At 39.6% G+C, this 19,369-nt stretch carries 19 protein-coding genes and 2 riboswitches; of the genes, 12 read left to right on the forward strand and 7 right to left on the reverse strand.

The genetic code is table 11. The annotated features are described in order from the left end of the window. The first annotated feature begins 95 nt into the window (after positions 1-95). The 6 genes from ACOSV2_RS01805 to ACOSV2_RS01830 all read left to right on the forward strand — a co-directional run bounded on the left by ACOSV2_RS01805 (position 96) and on the right by ACOSV2_RS01830 (position 6,277). Positions 96-1,184 (forward strand): SDR family oxidoreductase, encoded by a 1,089-nt coding sequence (locus ACOSV2_RS01805; protein WP_428973713.1) that lies wholly within the window; start codon positions 96-98, stop codon positions 1,182-1,184. Positions 1,185-1,370: 186 nt separating this feature from the next. Continuing rightward, a complete protein-coding gene (locus tag ACOSV2_RS01810; protein WP_324747893.1) occupies positions 1,371-1,832 on the forward strand; it encodes a hypothetical protein in 462 nt (153 codons plus the stop codon). Positions 1,833-1,895: 63 nt separating this feature from the next. Further along, a riboswitch (yybP-ykoY riboswitch) is annotated at positions 1,896-1,993 on the forward strand. 98 nt (positions 1,994-2,091) lie between these two features. Then, on the forward strand, positions 2,092-2,880 hold the full coding sequence (locus tag ACOSV2_RS01815; protein ID WP_397553817.1) for a TerC family protein: 789 nt from the start codon (positions 2,092-2,094) through the stop codon (positions 2,878-2,880). 200 nt (positions 2,881-3,080) lie between these two features. Further along, a complete protein-coding gene (locus ACOSV2_RS01820) occupies positions 3,081-4,247 on the forward strand; it encodes a hypothetical protein (protein ID WP_428973714.1) in 1,167 nt (388 codons plus the stop codon). A 198-nt stretch (positions 4,248-4,445) separates the two neighbouring features. Next, a complete protein-coding gene (gene sigI / locus ACOSV2_RS01825; protein ID WP_428973715.1) occupies positions 4,446-5,201 on the forward strand; it encodes an RNA polymerase sigma factor SigI in 756 nt (251 codons plus the stop codon). Then, complete coding sequence (locus ACOSV2_RS01830) at positions 5,198-6,277, forward strand: anti-sigma factor domain-containing protein (protein ID WP_428973716.1); 1,080 nt, start codon at positions 5,198-5,200, stop codon at positions 6,275-6,277. Before sigI ends, ACOSV2_RS01830 begins: the two co-directional genes overlap by 4 nt. Before the next feature lie 79 nt (positions 6,278-6,356). On the opposite strand, the gene ACOSV2_RS01835 is transcribed toward ACOSV2_RS01830, so the two are convergent. After that, positions 6,357-6,557: an alpha/beta-type small acid-soluble spore protein gene (locus ACOSV2_RS01835; RefSeq protein ID WP_044337619.1), complete on the reverse strand. Its 201-nt coding sequence runs from the start codon at positions 6,555-6,557 to the stop codon at positions 6,357-6,359. 266 nt (positions 6,558-6,823) lie between these two features. On the opposite strand from ACOSV2_RS01835, the gene ACOSV2_RS01840 reads away from it, so the two are divergent. After that, positions 6,824-8,176, forward strand: coding sequence for a TrkH family potassium uptake protein (locus tag ACOSV2_RS01840; protein ID WP_428973717.1), 1,353 nt, complete (start codon positions 6,824-6,826; stop codon positions 8,174-8,176). A 27-nt stretch (positions 8,177-8,203) separates the two neighbouring features. On the opposite strand, the gene ACOSV2_RS01845 is transcribed toward ACOSV2_RS01840, so the two are convergent. Beyond that, on the reverse strand, positions 8,204-8,728 hold the full coding sequence (locus tag ACOSV2_RS01845; RefSeq protein WP_428973718.1) for a CBO0543 family protein: 525 nt from the start codon (positions 8,726-8,728) through the stop codon (positions 8,204-8,206). A 164-nt stretch (positions 8,729-8,892) separates the two neighbouring features. On the opposite strand from ACOSV2_RS01845, the gene ACOSV2_RS01850 reads away from it, so the two are divergent. Together ACOSV2_RS01850 and ACOSV2_RS01855 are read left to right on the forward strand one after the other, a co-directional pair. Next, complete coding sequence (locus tag ACOSV2_RS01850; protein WP_428973719.1) at positions 8,893-9,054, forward strand: hypothetical protein; 162 nt, start codon at positions 8,893-8,895, stop codon at positions 9,052-9,054. After that, entirely contained in the window at positions 9,054-9,179 is a 126-nt protein-coding gene (locus ACOSV2_RS01855; RefSeq protein WP_258549568.1) for a hypothetical protein, read from the forward strand. Before ACOSV2_RS01850 ends, ACOSV2_RS01855 begins: the two co-directional genes overlap by 1 nt. 27 nt (positions 9,180-9,206) lie before the next feature. Here the strand turns inward: ACOSV2_RS01855 and ACOSV2_RS01860 are convergent, their stop codons facing one another. After that, positions 9,207-10,937 (reverse strand): B12-binding domain-containing radical SAM protein, encoded by a 1,731-nt coding sequence (locus ACOSV2_RS01860; RefSeq protein WP_428973720.1) that lies wholly within the window; start codon positions 10,935-10,937, stop codon positions 9,207-9,209. A gap of 339 nt (positions 10,938-11,276) precedes the next feature. Beyond that, the gene (locus ACOSV2_RS01865) at positions 11,277-12,302 is read right to left on the reverse strand and encodes an acyltransferase family protein (protein WP_428973721.1); all 1,026 of its coding nucleotides are present in this window, start codon (positions 12,300-12,302) and stop codon (positions 11,277-11,279) included. Positions 12,303-12,472: 170 nt separating this feature from the next. Between ACOSV2_RS01865 and ACOSV2_RS01870 the strand changes: the two genes are divergently transcribed. The 3 genes from ACOSV2_RS01870 (at position 12,473) to ACOSV2_RS01880 (ending at position 15,810) form a co-directional block, all read left to right on the forward strand. Continuing rightward, the gene (locus ACOSV2_RS01870; protein ID WP_428973722.1) at positions 12,473-14,626 is read left to right on the forward strand and encodes a PAS domain S-box protein; all 2,154 of its coding nucleotides are present in this window, start codon (positions 12,473-12,475) and stop codon (positions 14,624-14,626) included. A 14-nt stretch (positions 14,627-14,640) separates the two neighbouring features. Then, positions 14,641-15,102: a methylated-DNA--[protein]-cysteine S-methyltransferase gene (locus ACOSV2_RS01875; RefSeq protein WP_428973723.1), complete on the forward strand. Its 462-nt coding sequence runs from the start codon at positions 14,641-14,643 to the stop codon at positions 15,100-15,102. A gap of 120 nt (positions 15,103-15,222) precedes the next feature. Next, entirely contained in the window at positions 15,223-15,810 is a 588-nt protein-coding gene (locus ACOSV2_RS01880) for a DUF2087 domain-containing protein (RefSeq protein ID WP_428973724.1), read from the forward strand. A 55-nt stretch (positions 15,811-15,865) separates the two neighbouring features. On the opposite strand, the gene mtnA is transcribed toward ACOSV2_RS01880, so the two are convergent. From mtnA to ACOSV2_RS01895, 3 genes are all read right to left on the reverse strand, one after another. Further along, positions 15,866-16,921, reverse strand: coding sequence for an S-methyl-5-thioribose-1-phosphate isomerase (gene mtnA / locus ACOSV2_RS01885; RefSeq protein WP_428973725.1), 1,056 nt, complete (start codon positions 16,919-16,921; stop codon positions 15,866-15,868). Positions 16,922-16,937: 16 nt separating this feature from the next. Beyond that, positions 16,938-18,122, reverse strand: a complete 1,185-nt coding sequence (gene mtnK / locus ACOSV2_RS01890; RefSeq protein WP_428973726.1) for an S-methyl-5-thioribose kinase — start codon at positions 18,120-18,122, stop codon at positions 16,938-16,940. Between the two features lie 116 nt (positions 18,123-18,238). Next, positions 18,239-18,395, reverse strand: a riboswitch (SAM riboswitch). A 102-nt stretch (positions 18,396-18,497) separates the two neighbouring features. Then, entirely contained in the window at positions 18,498-19,280 is a 783-nt protein-coding gene (locus tag ACOSV2_RS01895; RefSeq protein ID WP_428973727.1) for a carbon-nitrogen family hydrolase, read from the reverse strand. Between the last annotated feature and the right edge of the window lie 89 nt (positions 19,281-19,369).

Raw genomic sequence — 19,369 nt, forward strand, 5'->3', positions numbered from 1 at the left:
TAGTCATCTCCTCAAATCGAGCAGGTACCTTAGACTGCAGGTTAGCTTTTTTTTGTTACCCATTTTGAAAGCAGTCCTTGGCGGGGGGAATCGATATGAAGAAAGGGAACTATTTAATCACGGGGTTTCCAGGATTTTTGAGTCTTAATATTGTGAAAGAATTAATTAGTCAAGAGAAGGCATCATCGATCTACTTGCTCCATTTGTCCACTATGACTGAAGAAGCAGAGGAATTAGCCGGTAAGCTTGCAGGAAAAAAGGGAACCGACCTCATTTTAGTGCAGGGGGACATTACACAACCTGATCTTGGAATGTCAGAGGGGAACATAGCTGAAATACGCGATACAGTGGAGTATGTCTGGCACTTGGCTGCCATCTATGATCTTGCCGTGCCTGAAAATCTTGCATATAAAGTAAACGTCCAGGGAACACGACACGTTAATACTTTCTGTAAAACTCTTCACCGATTAAAGAGATATGTTTATTTCTCTACTGCGTTTGTGGCCGGTACACGTAAAGGAGAGGTTTATGAGAAGGAGCTTCTGTATCCTGACAGCTTTAATAATTTCTACGAACAGACAAAGTATGAAGCAGAGGTATACGTTTCGGAACTAAAGGGAATCCTGCCGATTACGATCATCCGTCCGGGTATCGTTAAAGGATGTTCAAAGACGGGTGAGACAGTTAAGTTTGATGGTCCGTATTTTATTATGAATATGTTTAAGCGATTATCCTTTTTACCTTGGATACCCTTTCTCGGAGAAGGAAATGCCCTTATCAATATCGTTCCCGTCGAATATGTCGTCCGGGCTTCGATATACCTCGGCCATGAAGGAATAGGAACAGGAAAAACCTATCACCTTACCGATCCACAACCAGTGACGGTAAAGGAAGTGTATGAACAGATTCTATGGCATATGTACAAAAAACAGCCTCGGGGAAAAATTCCCTTGTCTCTCTCCAATTGGGCACTGGGCTTTCGGTTTGTACGCAGATACTTGAAGGTAGAACGTGAAGCGCTTGATTATTTTACACTTGAAGGAAGGTTTAATTGTCAATATGCTCAAGAAGACTTAAGGGGATCTCACATTCAATGCCCAACCCTCTCAAGTCAAATTGAAAAAATGGTTGAATTTTATCTTGAACATTCTTCGAACCAAAAATTACATGTGAAGATTAATTAAGGATGTATTCATGAAGATTGTCAGATAGTATCTTAATCCTCGTAATAATTGGGAGGGAAATGGTAAAAATAATGGGAGAAGCATCAATAGGAGGATTCTCGAGATGTCATTTTCCCTTACGCAAGATCCAATCCGGTACATACATCCTATAGTTCATTCCCTTCAACGCCCATTGCTGGGATGCCCATGAAAACTTCTATTACAAAATTAGAAGGAATTCTATGGAGCATTGCTCTCCCTGGTTTTCCGCAATTACTGGTTGGACTTTGGTTTAAGGGAACATTATTTGTGCTTCTTGAGATTATCATCAATGTCCAAAGTAACTTTAATCAAGGGATTATGTATAGTTTTTTAGGAGAAACCCATAAAGCAGCTTCTGTCATCGATTATCAATGGTTGATGTTTTATCCATGTCTTTATATGTTTGCCATGTGGGATGCTTATAAGCTTGCTCAAACCAAGGAAGAACCTTATATATTTTTACCCTTTGTGTTGTCTGCTTATATGGTGACCGTTGGCTTGATGTACTCTCCGAAGGTATATTTATTTGGTGAATTTATCGGACCTATCTTTTTGCCGATGTTGTTTGTGATTCCCGGGGTGGTACTTGGGCTAATCATTCGATCAATCCTCATCAGAATCCATTAAGTTTTATCTCTTTACGAAACGTCCTTTATGAGGTAAGATATGGCTATACAACTTAAACGTTTTCTACCTGTCAAAGGGGAGTAGCTATAGGTGTCATACCTAAACAAAGTCGTCAGTTCATGGATTACTCCATCGGCTTTGTTGGCATATTGATTATGCTCAGCAAGACCTTTGCCTTTTTTAGGCAAGGGTCTTTTTATTTTATAAAAATCCTTGCCTATTGGAAAACTAACTGTGTAAATAGGAGGGACTTACATTAATGGATGCTTCAATGTTATTGGAATATGGTTGGGTGCTGCTCATCCTTGTTGGTCTTGAAGGAATTCTGGCTGCCGATAATGCAGTTGTTATGGCAGTCATGGTTAAACATCTGCCGGTAGAGCAAAGAAAGAAAGCACTCTTTTATGGTCTGCTGGGAGCTTTTGTCTTTAGATTTGCTGCACTATTCCTCATTTCGTTCTTAGTGAATGTATGGCAGGTTCAAGCCATCGGTGCCATTTATTTATTCTATGTGTCGATTCATCATTTTGTTAAAAAGAGGAAAGATACGGGAATTGTCGAGTCAGAGTCTAACAAGGGCTCAGGTTTCTGGACGACGGTATTGAAGGTAGAGCTTGCAGACATCGCCTTTGCAGTTGACTCCATGTTAGCTGCCGTAGCTTTAGCGGTTACTTTGCAGCCAACGGGATGGTTTGATGTCGGTGGAATTGATGGAGGTCAGTTTATCGTCATGTTCCTTGGTGGAATCATCGGCTTGGTGATCATGCGATTTGCTGCAACTTGGTTTGTGAAGCTATTGGAGAAATATCCTACACTGGAATCAGCGGCGTTTTTAATTGTTGGTTGGGTTGGGGTGAAGCTGGCTGTCTTTACGCTTGCTCATCCTGATGTGGCGATCCTGGATCATCATTTTCCTGAATCGAAGCCATGGAAGCTCGTCTTCTGGACCGTTTTAATCCTTTTATCAGTTGGAGGATATTTATTATCACGAAAGAAAGCAAAACAGGAAGAAGCCAAAGAAGAAGCCAAAGAAGCCAAAGCCGAATAAAGAAAAATCGAAAGCTAACGTGAGAAAAATTCACGTTAGCTTTTTTTCTATGAGGAAGCATATGTTTACCATCCCGCTCCTTTATGAGAACTTTTTCAATTTTTATTTGTATAAACCCCCTCAAAAAAAATTCTCTTAACGTAACTCCTTTAATAAGGCGATCGATCGACCAATAAAACTTTAACTTCCGAGGTGTACATATGACAAAACATTCCAAATTAATGAAATCATCTTTAGCTGTATTAGTAGCAGGATCTATTAGCTTTTCAGGTTCATTGGCTTATGCGAATAACGATGAAAAAACGTTCGACACGGTTACAATTGAGCAAAAGGCCAGTACAGGCGTTGCAGTGAATGACGAAGCCATGATTGATTCTGCTAAAAAAGAAATTGAAGAACTGGAAAAGACTGAAACCCCATCATTACTTCCTGGTGATTTCTTCTATTTTGCTAAGCTTGCTTTAGAGAAAGTGAAGCTTGCCTTTACGATGGATGATGCGAAAGAAGCAAAATTACTTGCAGAGTATGCAGCAGAAAGGCTTGCTGAAGTAGAAGCTTTATTTGAAGAAGGAAAAGAAGAGGAAGCCATCGAAGCAATCAATCATGCCATTGAAATGATTCAACGTTCTGGAGACGAATCATCACACGGTGAGAAAGAAGAAGCTTCTGAGGATGATTCAATGGAAGAGTCAGCGGACGAAACCACAGATGAATCGAATACCGAAGAGGAAAACATTGAAACGGAAGAAACTAAAGAAAGTAATAAAGAAGAAACGGTAGAAGAATCAGATTCCGAAGAAAAATCGGATGAAATGACGGAAATGGAAGAATTAATGTCACAAAATATCATTGCACTTCAAGCTAATCTGGAGAAAGTGAAGAACCCTAAAGCGAAAGCCGCCCTTCAAAAAAATATTGAAAAAAGTTATATGAAATTAGCCGAAAAGCTTGCAAAACTTGAAGAGAAATCGGCTAAAAAAGCAAATGCTCAAGAAGAAACAGAATCCGATGAATTGGTAGTGGAAGACCCTGAAACACCAGTTGAGGAATCAGCACCAACCGATACAACAAATGATGAGAATACAGCTGAAAAAACAACTCAGGAATCTCCTCAAGCAGTAAAGACTGCTCCAGTAAAAGTTAAGCATGTAGAAAAAGAAGCGAAAAAAGAACTAAAGCAACAACAAAAGCAAGAGAAAAATGAAGCAAAAGAAGTTCGTAAACAAATGAAAAACGAGGAAAAACAAGCTCGTCATGATGTTAAAGAAGAAAAGAAACACCATCAGCCAGCTTCAAAACAGAAGGAACAACAGGGTCATAACAGTAAAAGCGGAAAAGAAAACGGCAAGGGTCACAATAAAGACTAAGTATAGAGCAATAGCTTCAGGATAGGCTGAAACTAATGATTCGTCAGTCTTGAAGGGGATGCTGAACTTAAAGTAATACTTCATTTGCTGAGTTGAATGCATCTGTAAAGATTACTTAAGCAGTACCCCTTCCTCTCTATTATCCTTTTAATATCAACTTCATATGAGTATAATAGTGTGCAGGATGGAGTGAGACTGATGCTAAATGTATTACTAATTTTACTAGCCAAACAAAAGAAGAAACAAACGCTCGAAGACATGGCGATACGAATACAAAATGGTGATGAACAATTACTGAACATAGTTCTGGAAGACTATAAGCCATTTATAAAAAAGACGGTATCTTCAGTCTGCAAGCGGTATATCTATGAAAGTGATGATGAATTCAGCATCGGTCTTATTGCCTTTCATGACGCTATCTTAAAATATAATCATCAGCGAGGGTCATCCATCATTAGTTTTTCTGAAGTAATCATCAAACGGAAAGTAATTGATTATATCAGAAAAAATGGAAGGTATCAGGATGTGAGCATCGACATGAGTCTGGTTGAGGACGATGAAGAGACTCCGAATTTAACAATCGAGCAAATCGTTTCTGTTGAAGAATATGGAAAGCAGCAAGTAGGAAAGCAGAGGCGTGAAGAGATCATCTCTTTCCAAGAACATCTTTCTCACTTCAAATTATCCTTCCATGAGCTGGTCGAACAATCACCTAAGCATGAAGATGCCAGACTGAATGCCATTGACATTGCTAAAACGGTGGTGAATTCCAAGGAATTATTGGAGTACCTCCTTGAAAAGAAACGATTACCTATAAAAAAATTAGAGAAACAGGTAAACGTTAGTAGAAAAACAATTGAGAGAAATAGAAAATATATTATTGCCATTACTCTTATTCTTATTGGAGATTATGTGTATTTACGGGATTACTTAAAAGGGCGGTTAGAGATATGAAAAATGGGATTATTATGGAAATTAGACGTGATATCCTCGTTATGATGACGGCAGAAGGGGAATTTCTGACGGGAAGAAGGCAGCCCAATCAACATTATACAATAGGAGATGAAATTCCTTTCTTTCCTTTGCATCATGAAACTGCTATCGCCAAACCATCTATTAAATGGAATTGGAAAGTATCGACTGCCTTATTAACAACTATAATCATCATCCTCACCCTGTTTTCAAGTGGATTCTTACAGAATAACCAGGCATATGCCTATGTGTCTGTCGATATAAACCCAAGTATGGAATTGACACTGAATGAAAAACAACAGGTGATCAAGATTACCCCTTACAATCAAGATGCCAAAGTGCTTCTAAAAGAGTTAGTTGACTGGGAAAACATGGATGTAAGTGAAGTGACAGAGGAAATCTTCCTCTTATGTGAAGAAATGGGATATTTAAAAGAGAATCAGAATGTTCTCATCACCTCTTCATTTATTGAGGCTTCAAATGGTCAGCATGAAGGTGATTTGGTTGCCGAACTAAATAAGTTTGTTCAAGAGTATAGCTCAGACCACAACATGAACATTACGGTGAAAGAAACATCGCAGGAAATGAGAGAAGAAGCTTCTGATAAAGGAATGACTGCTGGGTCTTTATTACGGGAAACTGAAAAAGTTGAAACACCGAAACCAGCAAGGGATCCTGTAGAGGATAGTAAAGAGCAAGATGTGCTCAAAGAGGGAATGAAGAAAGAGGGGAATTCAAAGGTCGAGAGTCAAAATGTGGAGGTACCATCTGAAGAGAAGAAGCAGAAACCATCGAAACCTGAGAACCATCCAAAAAATAATAAACCTCTGTCAAATGAAAATAAGCCTCAAGAAAAACCTGCACAATCCCAGGGCAAAAATAATTCCTCTGACCACCACAAATGGAATGAGTCCAATGGGAAACACAATGGTTCTTCTAAACAGGGAGATAAAGATCAAACCAAAGGCAAAGAAAACCGTGATAATCACGAAAAGAATAACGAAGAAAAGAAAAATGATCATCAAGAAAAAAAAGAGAATAAAAAAGATAAAGACTAATAAACAGCGACCCATTTATTGAATGGGTCGTTCTCATTTATAAGGGGTAGCTGGTTAATCCAGCTACCCCAAGCCAATATTATTTAGTTTGTTGTCCGGAAAGTTGAGATTGAGCTTGTTTAACCAGTCGTTTTGTAATTTCTCCTCCAACGGATCCGTTAGAGCGAGCTACTGTATCTGATCCGAGTGTCACACCAAACTCTTGAGCGATTTCATATTTCACTTGATCAAGGTATTGTTCAACACCGGGAACGAGTAATTTATTACTGCTTCTAGCCATGGTTGTTTCCTCCTTAGTAGTAGACTTGAAACAATGATGTTTCTGTAGTACTATTATTTGTCTTATTTCTTCCGAACATGAATGGTAATATTTCGCCGAAATTGTATAGTTTGTATGGGAGGAAATGAATCACTGATACTTGATGGTTTAAGCTGCTTTCCTTAAAGAAAGAATAAACATATAGGAAATTACCCATTTTTCCTTTCATTCTTCGTACATATTCATTAAGATAGAAAAGGAAATAACCTTGAAAGGGAAAAACAGATATGTGGTATAAACTTAGATTAAATTTGAATAAATTGACTCCAGCTCAAGTCATTGTGACCTTTTACCTTATCGCTGTGACTGTGGCAACGATTCTTTTGAGCTTACCATTTGCCCATAAACCCGGGGCAGAGTGGAGTTTTATTGATGCTATTTTCACTTCTGTCAGTGCCGTGAGCGTAACCGGCTTGACGGTTGTTAGTACTGCGGATACGTTTAACACAGTAGGGATTTTCTTATTGATATTTGTTTTACAGTTCGGTGGAATTGGAATCATGACCCTTGGAACTTTTTTCTGGCTCTTGGTAGGAAAGAAAATTGGTTTGAAAGAACGACGATTGATTATGATGGATCAAAATCAATCCAACTTGTCGGGTCTTGTTCATCTATTGAAACAAATATTATTACTCATTATTGTGATTGAATTAGTCGGTGCGTTTATATTAGGGGGCTATTTCCTGAGTTACTATCCAAGCTGGCAGGAAGCATTTACACAAGGACTATTTGCCTCAGTAAGTGCGACGACTAACGCTGGTTTTGATATAACTGGTCAGTCACTCATACCTTTTAAAAATGACTATTTTGTCCAATTCATCACGATCATCCTACTCACTTTAGGAGCAATTGGATTTCCGGTATTAATCGAGACAAAAGACTTTTTATTGAACAAGCAAAGAAGCAAACATCATTTCTCATTATTCACTAAAATTACGACCATTACATTCGGTATATTATTAATATTCGGTACGTTGGTTATATGGTTGTTCGAGTATGATCGATTTTTTTCAGGTATGACTTGGCATGAATCTTTCTTTTACTCCCTCTTTCAATCTTCATCGACGAGGAGTGGAGGGCTTGCTACCATGAATGTAGCAGAGTTTTCAACTCCTACTTTACTGGTATTGAGTGCCTTAATGTTCATTGGGGCCTCTCCAAGCTCAGTGGGTGGGGGAATTAGGACAACGACCTTTGCCCTGAATATTTTGTTCTTATTCCACTTCGCCAGGGGCAATAAAACGATCAAGGTCTTTAGGAGAGAAGTGCACGAACAAGACATCATTAAGTCCCTGGTCGTTACGATGGTGGCCGTCCTTATGTGTTTTGTGTCGGTCGTTATACTAACGATTACAGAAGACCACAGTCTGATTGAAATAATATTTGAAGTAGCTTCAGCCTTTGGAACCACAGGTTTATCATTGGGAATCACTTCTGATCTTTCTACAATTGGAAAGAGCGTGATTATAGCACTCATGTTTATAGGACGTGTCGGTATTCTATCCTTCTTGTTTATGATAGGTGGAAAAGAAAAAACAACCAAATATCATTATCCAAAGGAAAGGGTCATTATTGGATAAAAAAACGATGCATGCCGCATCGTTTTTTTATTTGAGCACAGAATAGGGGACATCAAAGTAAATCCAAAGGAAGAGAATGATGGGGAAGGATATAATCCATCCTGCCAACGGGTTTTTATGATGAACAATGAGTACGGTGAACATCATGATATTAAATAGGATATCCCATCCCAAATGCCAGCCGTTGTGATAGGTCATCATTCCAAGTAAATGGGATAAGCCTTCCGACACACCATAAATACCCGTCCACAATAGTATCCAGGCTATTTTTCCCCGGTATGTCGAGGGGAGCCTGCCGATAAAGATGGAAATGGTTGAGGTGTATTGAACAACCATTTTACATAGGGAAATGATCGTATGATTCAGGCTGATGTGATCCCCGAGTGCTGTAATCGCATGGAATTTCCACATAGAGTAGTCATACAAAAGAAATTGTGAAAGTAGATCTCCAATAATAAAAAACAACAATGTTGGATAATAGCTGTAAAAATCTTTCCAATTCCCGAATTTCCATCCAAGTAAAGCGTAACAAAATAAGAAGACAAGTATCATGTTATATCCTCGTTTAGCATTTTTGCATAGTTTTTGGTTAAATGCTTCATTTATTCAGACTTTTTCTTCTAGTAATGGAATACCTTTCGCAGCCAAAATCATATTTCTATTGGAATGGAAAGAGTATCGGGTGGGGAAAGTAAGGTTACAAAGGAGATGAGTTAATGATGAAACGTAAAGCTAAGCATAATGCTGCTGAAAAGAACAATCAAACACCTTTAAAGAATAAGCAAGAGGCAGAATTCTCCGCTGAATTTTCACAAGGAGAAGATCCAGCTAAGGGAAAGAATAGAAACTCTTCTAAAGGGATGAAGGGTAGAAGCTGATGAAGGATAAAAAACAATCTTTCCGTGAAGAATTTGGTCAGGAATTTGGAGATGTTAATGCGGCTAAGATCCTGGAAGTGACACAAAAACAGCCAAAAGCAAAAGAAAACAAGAAAAAATGTTAAGCGGTTCGCTTAACATTTTTCTCTTGTTTATTGTGAAACAGATTGTCGGTCAAACTCAAATACGGTAGATTGACCTGAGGCTGGCTCAAAATAAGCTAATACAAACTGATCTTGTCCATCCTTCGATTGAATCGTTTCAAGGAGTGTATGCTTATACATTTCCTTTTCATTTAAGTTTAGCCGAGCGAAAGATTCACCTGCGATAGATGGTTGTGACAGCAAGGTTTGATAAATTGCAGACCTTTCTTCTTTCGTCAATTCATGTGTCCACCAAGGCTTTCTTGGTTTGTACTTCTGATTCTCCAAATAATCCAGTTTCATTAGACCTTCAATAATCGAAATGTTGTAGTTTGTCTCTGTAAATAAGAACTCATGCAACCTTTTAAACAAATCCTCCAGTTGATGTCCGATTCTTGACCAACCACGATTTTCCCAGTAAGAGCCGAATAGTTGGAAGAAATCAAATGGTGTTTCAAAGCATTCGGTCACCAGATATTCGATCGTCCGGTCCATACGATGATCGTTCCAATACTTTTCTAATACATCTTCAACCTGTTTGATTCTAACGATATCATCAAAGGATAAAACATTGTTGCCGAGGATTTCATAAGGTGAATGGTCCATGTACGTATATTGATGATCGTTGGCACGAATCCTTAAGCCTGTACCGCGAAGCATCTTCAGGAATCCTAATTGAAGTTCCTCTGGACGCAGTTCAAATACATCATTGAAGGTTTTCCGGAATGAATTGTAATCCTCTTCAGGCAGACCGGCAATCAAATCCAGATGCTGATCGATCTTTCCTCCATCCTTGACCATCGTAACGGTTCTAGTCAGTTTCGAGTAATTTTGTTTTCTCATCACAAGATCATTCGTTTCGTCATTTGTTGATTGGATTCCAATTTCAAAGCGAAATAACCCTGCTGGGGCATTTTCGTTCAGGAATTCAATGACTTCGGGTCTCATGATATCGGCTGTGATTTCAAATTGAAAGACGGTTCCAGGTAAGTGTTCGTCGATTAGAAATTGAAACATTTCCATGGCATAGCTACGGCTGATATTGAATGTACGATCCACAAATTTAATGGTTTTTGCGCCATTTTTCATTAAGAATCGAATGTCATCTTTTACCTTTTCTCTGTCAAAGTAACGAACACCTACTTCGATCGAAGAGAGACAGAATTGACAACGAAATGGACAACCCCTGCTTGTCTCGATATACGTCACCCTTTTACCCAATTGAGGCAGGTCTTCTTGAAAGCGAAACGGTGAAGGTACTTCCCTTAGATCAATTTTATTCTGCTGTGGCTTGATGACCTGCTTTCCATCTGCTAAGTAAGCCACTCCATGGACCTTAGAAAAGTCCCTGTCACCATTCAGTTCATCCAATAACTGCTTAAAGGATTCTTCCCCTTCACCGATCACGATAAAGTCAACGTCTTCCAGCCGCTCCAACCAGTAGGGAACATCATATGTGACTTCCGGACCTCCCAGGACAATGGTTACCTCAGGCAGGATTTTACGAAGGATCTTAATCACTTTGATCGTCTCTTCGATATTCCAAATGTAACAGCTGAATCCTATAATATCAGGTTTTTTCGAGAACAAGTCACTAGCGATGTTAAGGGTGGGATCCTTAATGGTGTATTCAGCCAATTCTATCTCATGTTCGGGCTCTGCAAAGGCCTTCAGACAACGAATGGCCAGATTGGTGTGAATATATTTTGCATTTAACGTACTTAAAACGACTTTCTTCATAAATAAGCTCCTTTTATACTAACCTCACATGGATGAGCCATGTGAACCATTGTAAACCATATTTTCCAACATATACGAGATGTTCGTACATCTAATACAAACCGTACTGATTATCATTTTATCTAAGGAAGAGAGAAAGCTCAATGTTTGTCTGGAATGAAATTAAATTTATTGTAAGTATTAGAAGGAATTTAAGGAAAAGTTACGAATAGTATAATAAAATAGTTAGTTTTTTGAAAATTGTGTAGAAGGATGATCGATGTATACCTTAAGAGAATAGATACTCATGAAAAGGGACTGACCCGTGTCTGCTATTGGGTCAGCCCTTTCTAGTGAGGTTTATCTTGTTTTCATTTCTCTTTTTGAAAGAAGTTTCTGGAGTTTGGTTGATTTAAACTCCACTATCGGTTGCGTTAGGCTTGTGAATAGCTTTGTCGAGAAAATCATTGTCAGAACCAATGACACACCGAGTAAGACTAATAAACTCGTAGTGGGATCAATGGTATCCTTCAGCTGGCTTTCCCTGAATAATCGGATAAGAAAGCCGTGGAGCAAGTATACATAGAGCGTATTTTTGCCCCATTTAGTGAAGAACCTTCTTTTCGTAGGGACAAAGGTAAAGAAGCTAAAGACCATCACAACGTTCAGCAGGTAAACAAATGCCCTGACCGCTAAACTAATGGTGTTGTTCCCTTCGAAGTCTCCATACGGCTTAGAGCCAAGTAACCATTTATCGGAGAATTCAGGGATGAAATACATTCCCAAAAATACGAGAACAAATAATGTACCTGCCACTATACGAGCTTTACTCGTTTTAAAATATTCGAAGTGCTCCTTATCCAAATAATAGCCCATCAGGAAAATCGGAAAGAAAACAAATGTTCTGGACAGACTTAGATAGTTTGAAATTACATCAGCAAATCCTACAAGCAGCCCGATGGAAAAAGCGATTGTCAGACCGACGGCGGGCTTGAACTTAAACCACTTGATGAAAACATACAATAATGCGTTCCAACAGAATAAACTGATGAGAAACCATAATGACCAGTGCGGATTAAGTGGATCCACTTCAAATGTTGATTTCTGATAAAGAAAGTAGTAATACACCGTGTAAATCAATTGAAACGCAATGTAAGGAAGTATTAACTTTTTCGCCAGTTTTTGAATATATCCCTTTTTATAAAATCCTTTTGCGAAAAACCCTGCCACAAGAATGAAGGCTGGCATGTGGAAGGTGTAAAGCGTTTTGTACAGAGAAAGGATAAAGGGATCGCTTTCTATATAGGACCGGATCAAATGTCCAAATACAACCAGGAAGATCAAAATGAATTTGGCATTATCGAAGTAATAGTCACGCTGTTTCATATCTTCACCATCTCTTAGAAAAGATTTATCCTAATTCATTCTTACCCTAGGATACAATGAGTAAAACATGAATTTCACTGTTAATTATCACCAAAAGTATGGGAAGCTATGCGAACTCTATAATGACCTGAGCCAATAGTTGTCTTTTAAAATAGTAGGGGGATGAAGAAATGACTAATAGTAGTGAATTGGAGAAAGAGCTGAATAAGGAAGAATGTCATCCCGTCGATAGGGAAATTTGCTTAGCATCACCCATGCCGATGTTCGTGATCAATAAAGAGTTGAAAATAGTCTTTGCCAATGAAGAAGCATGTCAAACGCTCGAGACCTCAAAGGAAAGGATTGCAGGCACGCTGTTCAGTAACTTTTTTTCTTCAGTTCCTGCCCCGATTGTGGCTCATTATCAGGAAGTAATGGAATCAGGAAAGAACCTTGAAGATGAAACTTTGATGAATATTAGTGATAAGAAAATCATCCATATTGAACTATTACTTAAAAAATCGACCATTTCCCCTAATGCCTATCTGTATTTCAAGGATGTAACGGCACTAAAGGAAAAAGAGCGGAAAGATCATATGAATGTCCATTTGTTATCGAATATCTTTCAGAATGCATCAGAAGGAATCGTTCTCTTTGATATTGAAGGAAATATTAACGACGTGAATCAGGCGTTCAGTTCACAGGTCGGATTGGAAAAGGATGAAATCACAAACAGGAACATAAGCTCATTTATCCCTGAAAATGCCCATTATAAAGTTGAAAAGATAAAAGAACTGATTGCTCAAAACAAAAAAGCCCGTGGGGAAATTCCAATAAAGAAATCACACAGCATTTCAATTGTTGAATTTACGACAAGTCCGTATGTGCATCACAAGCTTCATATGGCCATTCTTAGGGATGTAACCGAGAAGAGGCAGATGGAGATTCAATTAAAACGGAACGAAGAGTTGTTTAAAGGTTTATTTGAAGAAGCGATTGATGCGATCGTGTTATGGGATCAGGATGGCAGAGTACTTAAAGCTAACACTTCTGCCTTGAAGATCTTTGAATGCTCCCTTTCAGAGCTTCTTTCCAAAAGGATTCGTGACTTTGTTTATCCTCTTGAAAGCCAAAAGTTTGATTTGGTCATGGAGCAGTTAAACAGGAGCGGTGCTGTAAGGGATGAGGTATTGTTTCTAATGCCTAACAATCAGTTGAAGCATTTGGAATTCACTTCTAAGCTTCATTCTGTTGATGGGTATAATATGACGATCTTCCGAAATGTCAGTGAGCGTTATCAAATGGAGAAGGAATTACGGGAAAGCGAGGAGAGGTTCAGGAAGATCTTCGAAGGTTCACTGGACGGCCTGATTCTTACCAATCACAATTATGTTGTCGTAGACGCAAATCCTGAAGTGAGTAAGATCATTGATATCGAGAAAGATCACTTAATTGGTAAAGATGTACGTGAAATATTGAATATAGAACCCGGTGAAGAATCATATGATGAATACTTACAACAATTGAAAGAAGACGGGCAGGCGACATTTTTAAAAACATTGACTTCTCATAGGGATAAGGTTCAATACATTGAGCTGTCATCCAAGTACAATTTGCTCTCTAATTTAAACTTAACGATCATTCGTGACATTACAGAACAAATTGAAATGCAAGAGCAATTGAGAAAGTCAGATACATTGAGTGTGGTTGGGGAGCTTGCTGCAGGGATTGCCCATGAAATCAGAAATCCGATGACCGCCCTTAAAGGCTTTATTCAATTGTTGGAAAATAGTGTGGGTCAAGATCATGAGATGTACTTTAATGTGATTACTTCTGAGTTTCAGAGAATTGAATCCATCATAACTGAGTTTCTGGTATTAGCAAAGCCACAGGCAATTCAATATCAAGAAACGAATTTAATCAGGATCATGAAAGATACCGTTGAACTATTAAGTGCTCAGGCAGTCATGCATAACGTTCAGTACGAGGAGAGCTACCAAGCGGACCTCCCGACCATCATCGCAGAGCCCAATCAGTTAAAGCAGGTATTCATTAATGTCATCAAGAATGCGATTGAAGTCATGACGGACGGTGGGTTCATTTCCATCCAGATCCAAGAGACGGATGATGAAATGATTCACATTCGCATAAAAGACCAGGGCGGCGGGATATCAAAGGATAAGATTAAAAAGCTTGGTGAACCTTTTTACACAACGAAGGAACGGGGAACTGGACTTGGTCTGATGGTAAGCTTTAAAATTATTAAAGAGCATAAAGGAATCGTTCAGGTTGAGAGTATCGTCGGGGAAGGAACCATCTTCCACATTTATCTACCTAAATCTTAAAGGAGTCCTGTAAAATGTCATTTCATGCAATTGTGATGGAGAGCCCGATTGGGAAATTAGAGCTTCATGCAGATCAGAGCCATCTTATTTCGGTACAATTTGTAGAAGATGAAGGGAAAGCGAATTCTGACACGGATCATCCGATATTAAAGGTTGCACAAGAACAAATCAGCCAATTCTTTAAAGGAGAGAGAAAAGAATTTGATCTTCCTTTAAAGATAGAAGGAACAGCTTTTCAGAAAGAAGTATGGAACATCCTGCAGGAGATTCCTTTTGGTGAAACCTGGTCTTACCAGGATGTAGCCCTAGCGATTCAAAGACCAAAAGCTGTAAGGGCAGTGGGACAAGCGAATAAAGCCAATCGATTTCCCATCATCATCCCATGTCACCGTGTCATCGGAAAGAATAACACACTGACAGGCTATGCCGGTAAGCAGGTGGATAAGAAACAAACCTTACTGTTGTTAGAAAAATAGATTCAGTTACAGGCATTTTCCATAAGGAGAAGGCCTGTTTTTTTATTAGTGATTGATTTTTCCCGCTATTTAGATTAGTATCTAATTAGATACTAATCTAAATAGAAAGGGGGGGACCTGTTGCAATTAAGTAAGCAGGTAGCTTTTCATAAAACGATGGGGGACCCGACCCGGATCAAGATTGTCTATTTATTGGCATCAGAAAGACTGCACGTAGGAGCGATTGCGGGAAAACTAGGACTCACCGCCCCTACAATATCCCATCATCTAACGAAACTCAAAGAGTGCAATCTTGTTTATTCACGAAGAGAGAAGAACACGGTTTACTACTATTTGAATAAAAAGGTACTGAGTCATCATGGGAGTGTTCTTCATCAGTTCGCTCATGATGAGAAAGGGGACAGTATGATGGAAGAAAAACGAATGAAAGAAAAGCAGAAGGTGATGAATAATTTCCTGGAGAAAAATGGGCGAATTAAAAATATTCCTTCGCAACAAAAAAAGAAATTATACATCCTCGAGCATATGGTGGAAGGATTAAAAGTGGGAGAAAAATATAAGGAGAAAAATTTGAATGAATATATTCAGCAATTTCATGAAGACTTTGCAACCTTAAGAAGAGAATTTATCATTCATCAGTTTATGTATCGGGAAAATAGCATTTATGAAGTGAATCCTAGGGAAATGTGGGCCTCGACAAAGTTATAGGGGTAATAATATGAAAGTCAAAAGAAGAGCAGGAATCTCGTGCTCTTCTTTTCGGCTATTGTTCAATACCTATGGTTTGTTGGATACTATCCTCGAAGCAAGGATACAGGACACCTTTTTCCGTGATGATGCCGGTAATCAGTTCATGAGGTGTAACATCGAATGCAGGATTATAAACATGAACGTTCTCTGGAGCGATCAACGTCCCGGCGATCATTGTGATTTCTTCCCGGTTACGCTCTTCTATGGGAATATCGTCTCCGTCTAAGCTGGAAAGATCGAAAGTAGAAGAAGGAGCAGCGACATAAAAGGGTATATTAAAATGTTTACATAAAATGGCAAGCGTGGACGTTCCGATTTTATTTGCCGTATCCCCGTTTGCAGAAATCCGGTCAGCCCCGACAATGACGGCCTCTACACCTTTTTCCTTCATTGTATGGGCAGCCATGCTATCTGTGATGAGGGTGACATCTACCCCTGATTGCTGTAACTCCCAAGCGGTCAGGCGGGCTCCCTGCAGAACGGGCCGTGTCTCACATGCATAAACCTGAAATGCTTTTCCTTTTTCTCTTCCTAAATGAAAAGGGGCCAATGCAGTACCGTATTTACTCGTTGCAATGCTCCCGGCATTACAGATGGTCATTACGATTTGTTTATCCTTCAATATACTCAATCCATTTTCCCCTATATGACGGCACACTGCCTCGTCTTCTGCATGAAGCTGGATGGCAGCATGGAGTAGATTGGTTTTCGCTTCATTAACAGAAGAAACTGTCTCTAATACCTTTTCCAACCGGTTCAAAGCCCAAACCAGGTTGACTGCTGTAGGACGTGAAGCGGCGAGATATTTTTTCTCGCGTTGAAACAGATCGATGAATCCCTCTAACGTTTTCACTTCATACTGACATGCAGATTGGGCTAAACCGTAAGCAGCCGTAAGGCCAATGGCAGGTGCACCTCTCACTTTCAGTGTGATAATCGCATCATAATACTCTTCAATGGTCGTCAGTTTAATGTATTCAACTATGTTAGGCAATTTTTGTTGATTAAGAATCAGTAAATAATCTTCATGCCATTCTAGTGAAGTTGGAATGGACAATGTTTGTGTCATGATAATCTCCTTTTGGTTATTCAGAATGGGACTTTATTACGGATAGGAGCTCTTCGATCGAATGGATCTGTTTTCGTTTAATAATGAGTTCCTTACCGAGTGTCAAGCAGGTCCGTTTTGCCTGTAATCTTCGTTCTTTATCCGGGATAGCATCCAAATCTTCAACATGAGCGAGGCCTATCGTTCTTCTGATGCATTCACATCCTGCAAAGCCGATGCTCTCCTGGAAGCTCTTCTCCAATACATATTCAAGGTAGCCATTCACTTTTGTGTAGGCGTCTCCGCTTTCTTTCCAATGGCGGGAGAACGCAGTGGAGAAGACGTTCCACGTATTCTCGATGTGATAGAGAATCGTTTCCTCCTCATCAGGTTTTGAAACGGCCTGGAAAATAAGGTTGGCAAGGAACTGCCCGATATCAAAGCCAATCGGTCCATAAAAGGCAAACTCGGGATCAATCACTTTCGTTTGATTCTGATCTACAAAGATGCTTCCCGTATGAAGGTCTCCATGAAGAAGGGCCTCTCCTTCAGTAAGAAAGCTCTTTTTCAATTTGGCCACTTCGAGTTTCAAGGTGAAATCATCCCATAAATGTTGGACGTCCCGGGAAAGCTCTTCTTCAAATTCATTGGTTTCACTATTGAAGAATGGATCCGTGAATACAAGGTCCTCCGTGATTTTGCACAGCTCAGGATTTGAAAATTCTTTCACGTATTCCTTTTTCTTAAAAGGATGAAGGGCATAATCAGAGGTGAAATATAAGGTATTAGCTAAAAATGTTCCAATGTCATGGGAGAGCTGGGGATACTTTTCTCCTTTGATAAGGCCGGCCCGGGCAATGGTCAGTGCGCTCAAATCTTCCATGACTGTAATCGCAAGTGTCGGATCAGAGTAGTACACTTCAGGAACGAGATCCCCTACAAATGATCGCTGAAGCTTTAGGGCACTCGCTTCTATTCTTGCCCGTTCGATTGTCAACGGCCAGCTTTCGCCTACAACCTTCGCATATGGAAGGGCTTGTTTGATGATGATTCCTTTACCTGATTCCCGTTCTAATACACGAAAGACCAGATTTAAATTCCCGTCTCCAATTTCTTCACACGTTAAGAGAGTGCTGTCTTCAAAAATCCTTAAGCCAATTGCCAGCGCAGTTGCCGACTTTTCAGTAAGTGGTTGATATGCATTGAGTTTCGTAATCGCCATTGTCGTTCCTCCTTATAGTACAGTCACATGGAGACTGTGTTGTGGAGGCTTTTCCGTGGCATAAGAAAAGCCTCTTTCCATGTTCGAAAGAGGCTTGAAGAAGATATCTTCGTCGCCTCTTATCTCTCAGAAAGACAATCTTTCTGTTGGAATTAGCACCGTGCCTTACTGGATCATTCAATCCGGCGCATGCTGCGCCCCGTTTTACAACGGAATTATGGTCGGTTGCTGGGCTTCATAGGGCCAAATCCCTCAGCCAGCTCTTGATAAGAGTTGCGTAAACTATTTAATTGAACTTTCAGAATGTTTCATTTGATTTGAATAGTACCATCGAAGTATTTTCCATGTCAACGTTTTTTTGAAAAAAGAACCTTTTTAATAAAAATCCGGTCTTCGATCCTGGAATATCGGAATCTGTTTTCGGACTCGATCCACTTCCTGTAAATTGATTTCAGCTGAAACCAATTCTTCCGTTTTTGATCCCTTTGAAAGAATTTCTCCCCAGGGATCGATGATGAGGGAGCAACCCCCAAATTCATTGTTCGGGTCGCTTCCCACCCGGTTGCAGGCGATCACGAAGCATTGATTTTCAATCGCTCTTGCCCTTAAGAGGGTCTGCCAGTGATCAATTCGTGCTGCCGGCCACTCTGCTACGACATAAACAACCTTGGCACCTAGTAGAACTTGTTTTCTGAACCATTCCGGGAAACGGATGTCGTAACAAATCAATCCGGCCATCTTTGTGTCTTGTAGGGTAAAGATGCCATCTTCATGCCCAGGAAGTAAATAATGATGTTCCTCCATCAGCTTAAACAAGTGGAGTTTCGAATACTTTTTCACCAACTCGCCCTTTGAATTCGTAACTAAAAGGGTGTTGGATACCCCATCCTGCGTTTTCTGTGCAACAGAACCACCTACAATGTGAATGGAATATTTCTTTGACAGGGCAGACAGGAAGGAGGTTGAATCCTTTGCTCCTTCATCAGCGATTTCATCCATTCTTGTAAGGTCATATCCAGTCGTCCACAGCTCTGGGAGCACAACCGTATTACAGCCGTCGTCACTTGCTTTTTTCACCCAGTTCTCTACTTTTTTCTTGTTTTCTTCCGGGTGTCCGAACACAATATCCATCTGAGCAAGACCTATCTTTTGAATCATTTCTTTCACCTCATTAATGACTTTTTGGAATTTAATCCTTTACATTCTTTATTTCCCGTTATATCATTTGTGACTAGAATTTGAAAGTA

It is taken from the genome of Rossellomorea sp. DUT-2 (genome assembly GCF_052665285.1).

Bases quoted from the DNA above. Each gene is read 5' to 3' on its own strand.
- ACOSV2_RS01805 (WP_428973713.1), top strand. From the start codon at position 96: ATGAAGAAAGGGAACTATTTAATCACGGGGTTTCCAGGATTTTTGAGT.
- ACOSV2_RS01810 (WP_324747893.1), top strand. From the start codon at position 1,371: ATGAAAACTTCTATTACAAAATTAGAAGGAATTCTATGGAGCATTGCT.
- ACOSV2_RS01815 (WP_397553817.1), top strand. From the start codon at position 2,092: ATGGATGCTTCAATGTTATTGGAATATGGTTGGGTGCTGCTCATCCTT.
- ACOSV2_RS01820 (WP_428973714.1), top strand. From the start codon at position 3,081: ATGACAAAACATTCCAAATTAATGAAATCATCTTTAGCTGTATTAGTA.
- sigI (WP_428973715.1), top strand. From the start codon at position 4,446: ATGCTAAATGTATTACTAATTTTACTAGCCAAACAAAAGAAGAAACAA.
- ACOSV2_RS01830 (WP_428973716.1), top strand. From the start codon at position 5,198: ATGAAAAATGGGATTATTATGGAAATTAGACGTGATATCCTCGTTATG.
- ACOSV2_RS01835 (WP_044337619.1), bottom strand. From the start codon at position 6,557: ATGGCTAGAAGCAGTAATAAATTACTCGTTCCCGGTGTTGAACAATAC.
- ACOSV2_RS01840 (WP_428973717.1), top strand. From the start codon at position 6,824: ATGTGGTATAAACTTAGATTAAATTTGAATAAATTGACTCCAGCTCAA.
- ACOSV2_RS01845 (WP_428973718.1), bottom strand. From the start codon at position 8,728: ATGATACTTGTCTTCTTATTTTGTTACGCTTTACTTGGATGGAAATTC.
- ACOSV2_RS01850 (WP_428973719.1), top strand. From the start codon at position 8,893: ATGATGAAACGTAAAGCTAAGCATAATGCTGCTGAAAAGAACAATCAA.
- ACOSV2_RS01855 (WP_258549568.1), top strand. From the start codon at position 9,054: ATGAAGGATAAAAAACAATCTTTCCGTGAAGAATTTGGTCAGGAATTT.
- ACOSV2_RS01860 (WP_428973720.1), bottom strand. From the start codon at position 10,937: ATGAAGAAAGTCGTTTTAAGTACGTTAAATGCAAAATATATTCACACC.
- ACOSV2_RS01865 (WP_428973721.1), bottom strand. From the start codon at position 12,302: ATGAAACAGCGTGACTATTACTTCGATAATGCCAAATTCATTTTGATC.
- ACOSV2_RS01870 (WP_428973722.1), top strand. From the start codon at position 12,473: ATGACTAATAGTAGTGAATTGGAGAAAGAGCTGAATAAGGAAGAATGT.
- ACOSV2_RS01875 (WP_428973723.1), top strand. From the start codon at position 14,641: ATGTCATTTCATGCAATTGTGATGGAGAGCCCGATTGGGAAATTAGAG.
- mtnA (WP_428973725.1), bottom strand. From the start codon at position 16,921: ATGACACAAACATTGTCCATTCCAACTTCACTAGAATGGCATGAAGAT.
- mtnK (WP_428973726.1), bottom strand. From the start codon at position 18,122: ATGGCGATTACGAAACTCAATGCATATCAACCACTTACTGAAAAGTCG.
- ACOSV2_RS01895 (WP_428973727.1), bottom strand. From the start codon at position 19,280: ATGATTCAAAAGATAGGTCTTGCTCAGATGGATATTGTGTTCGGACAC.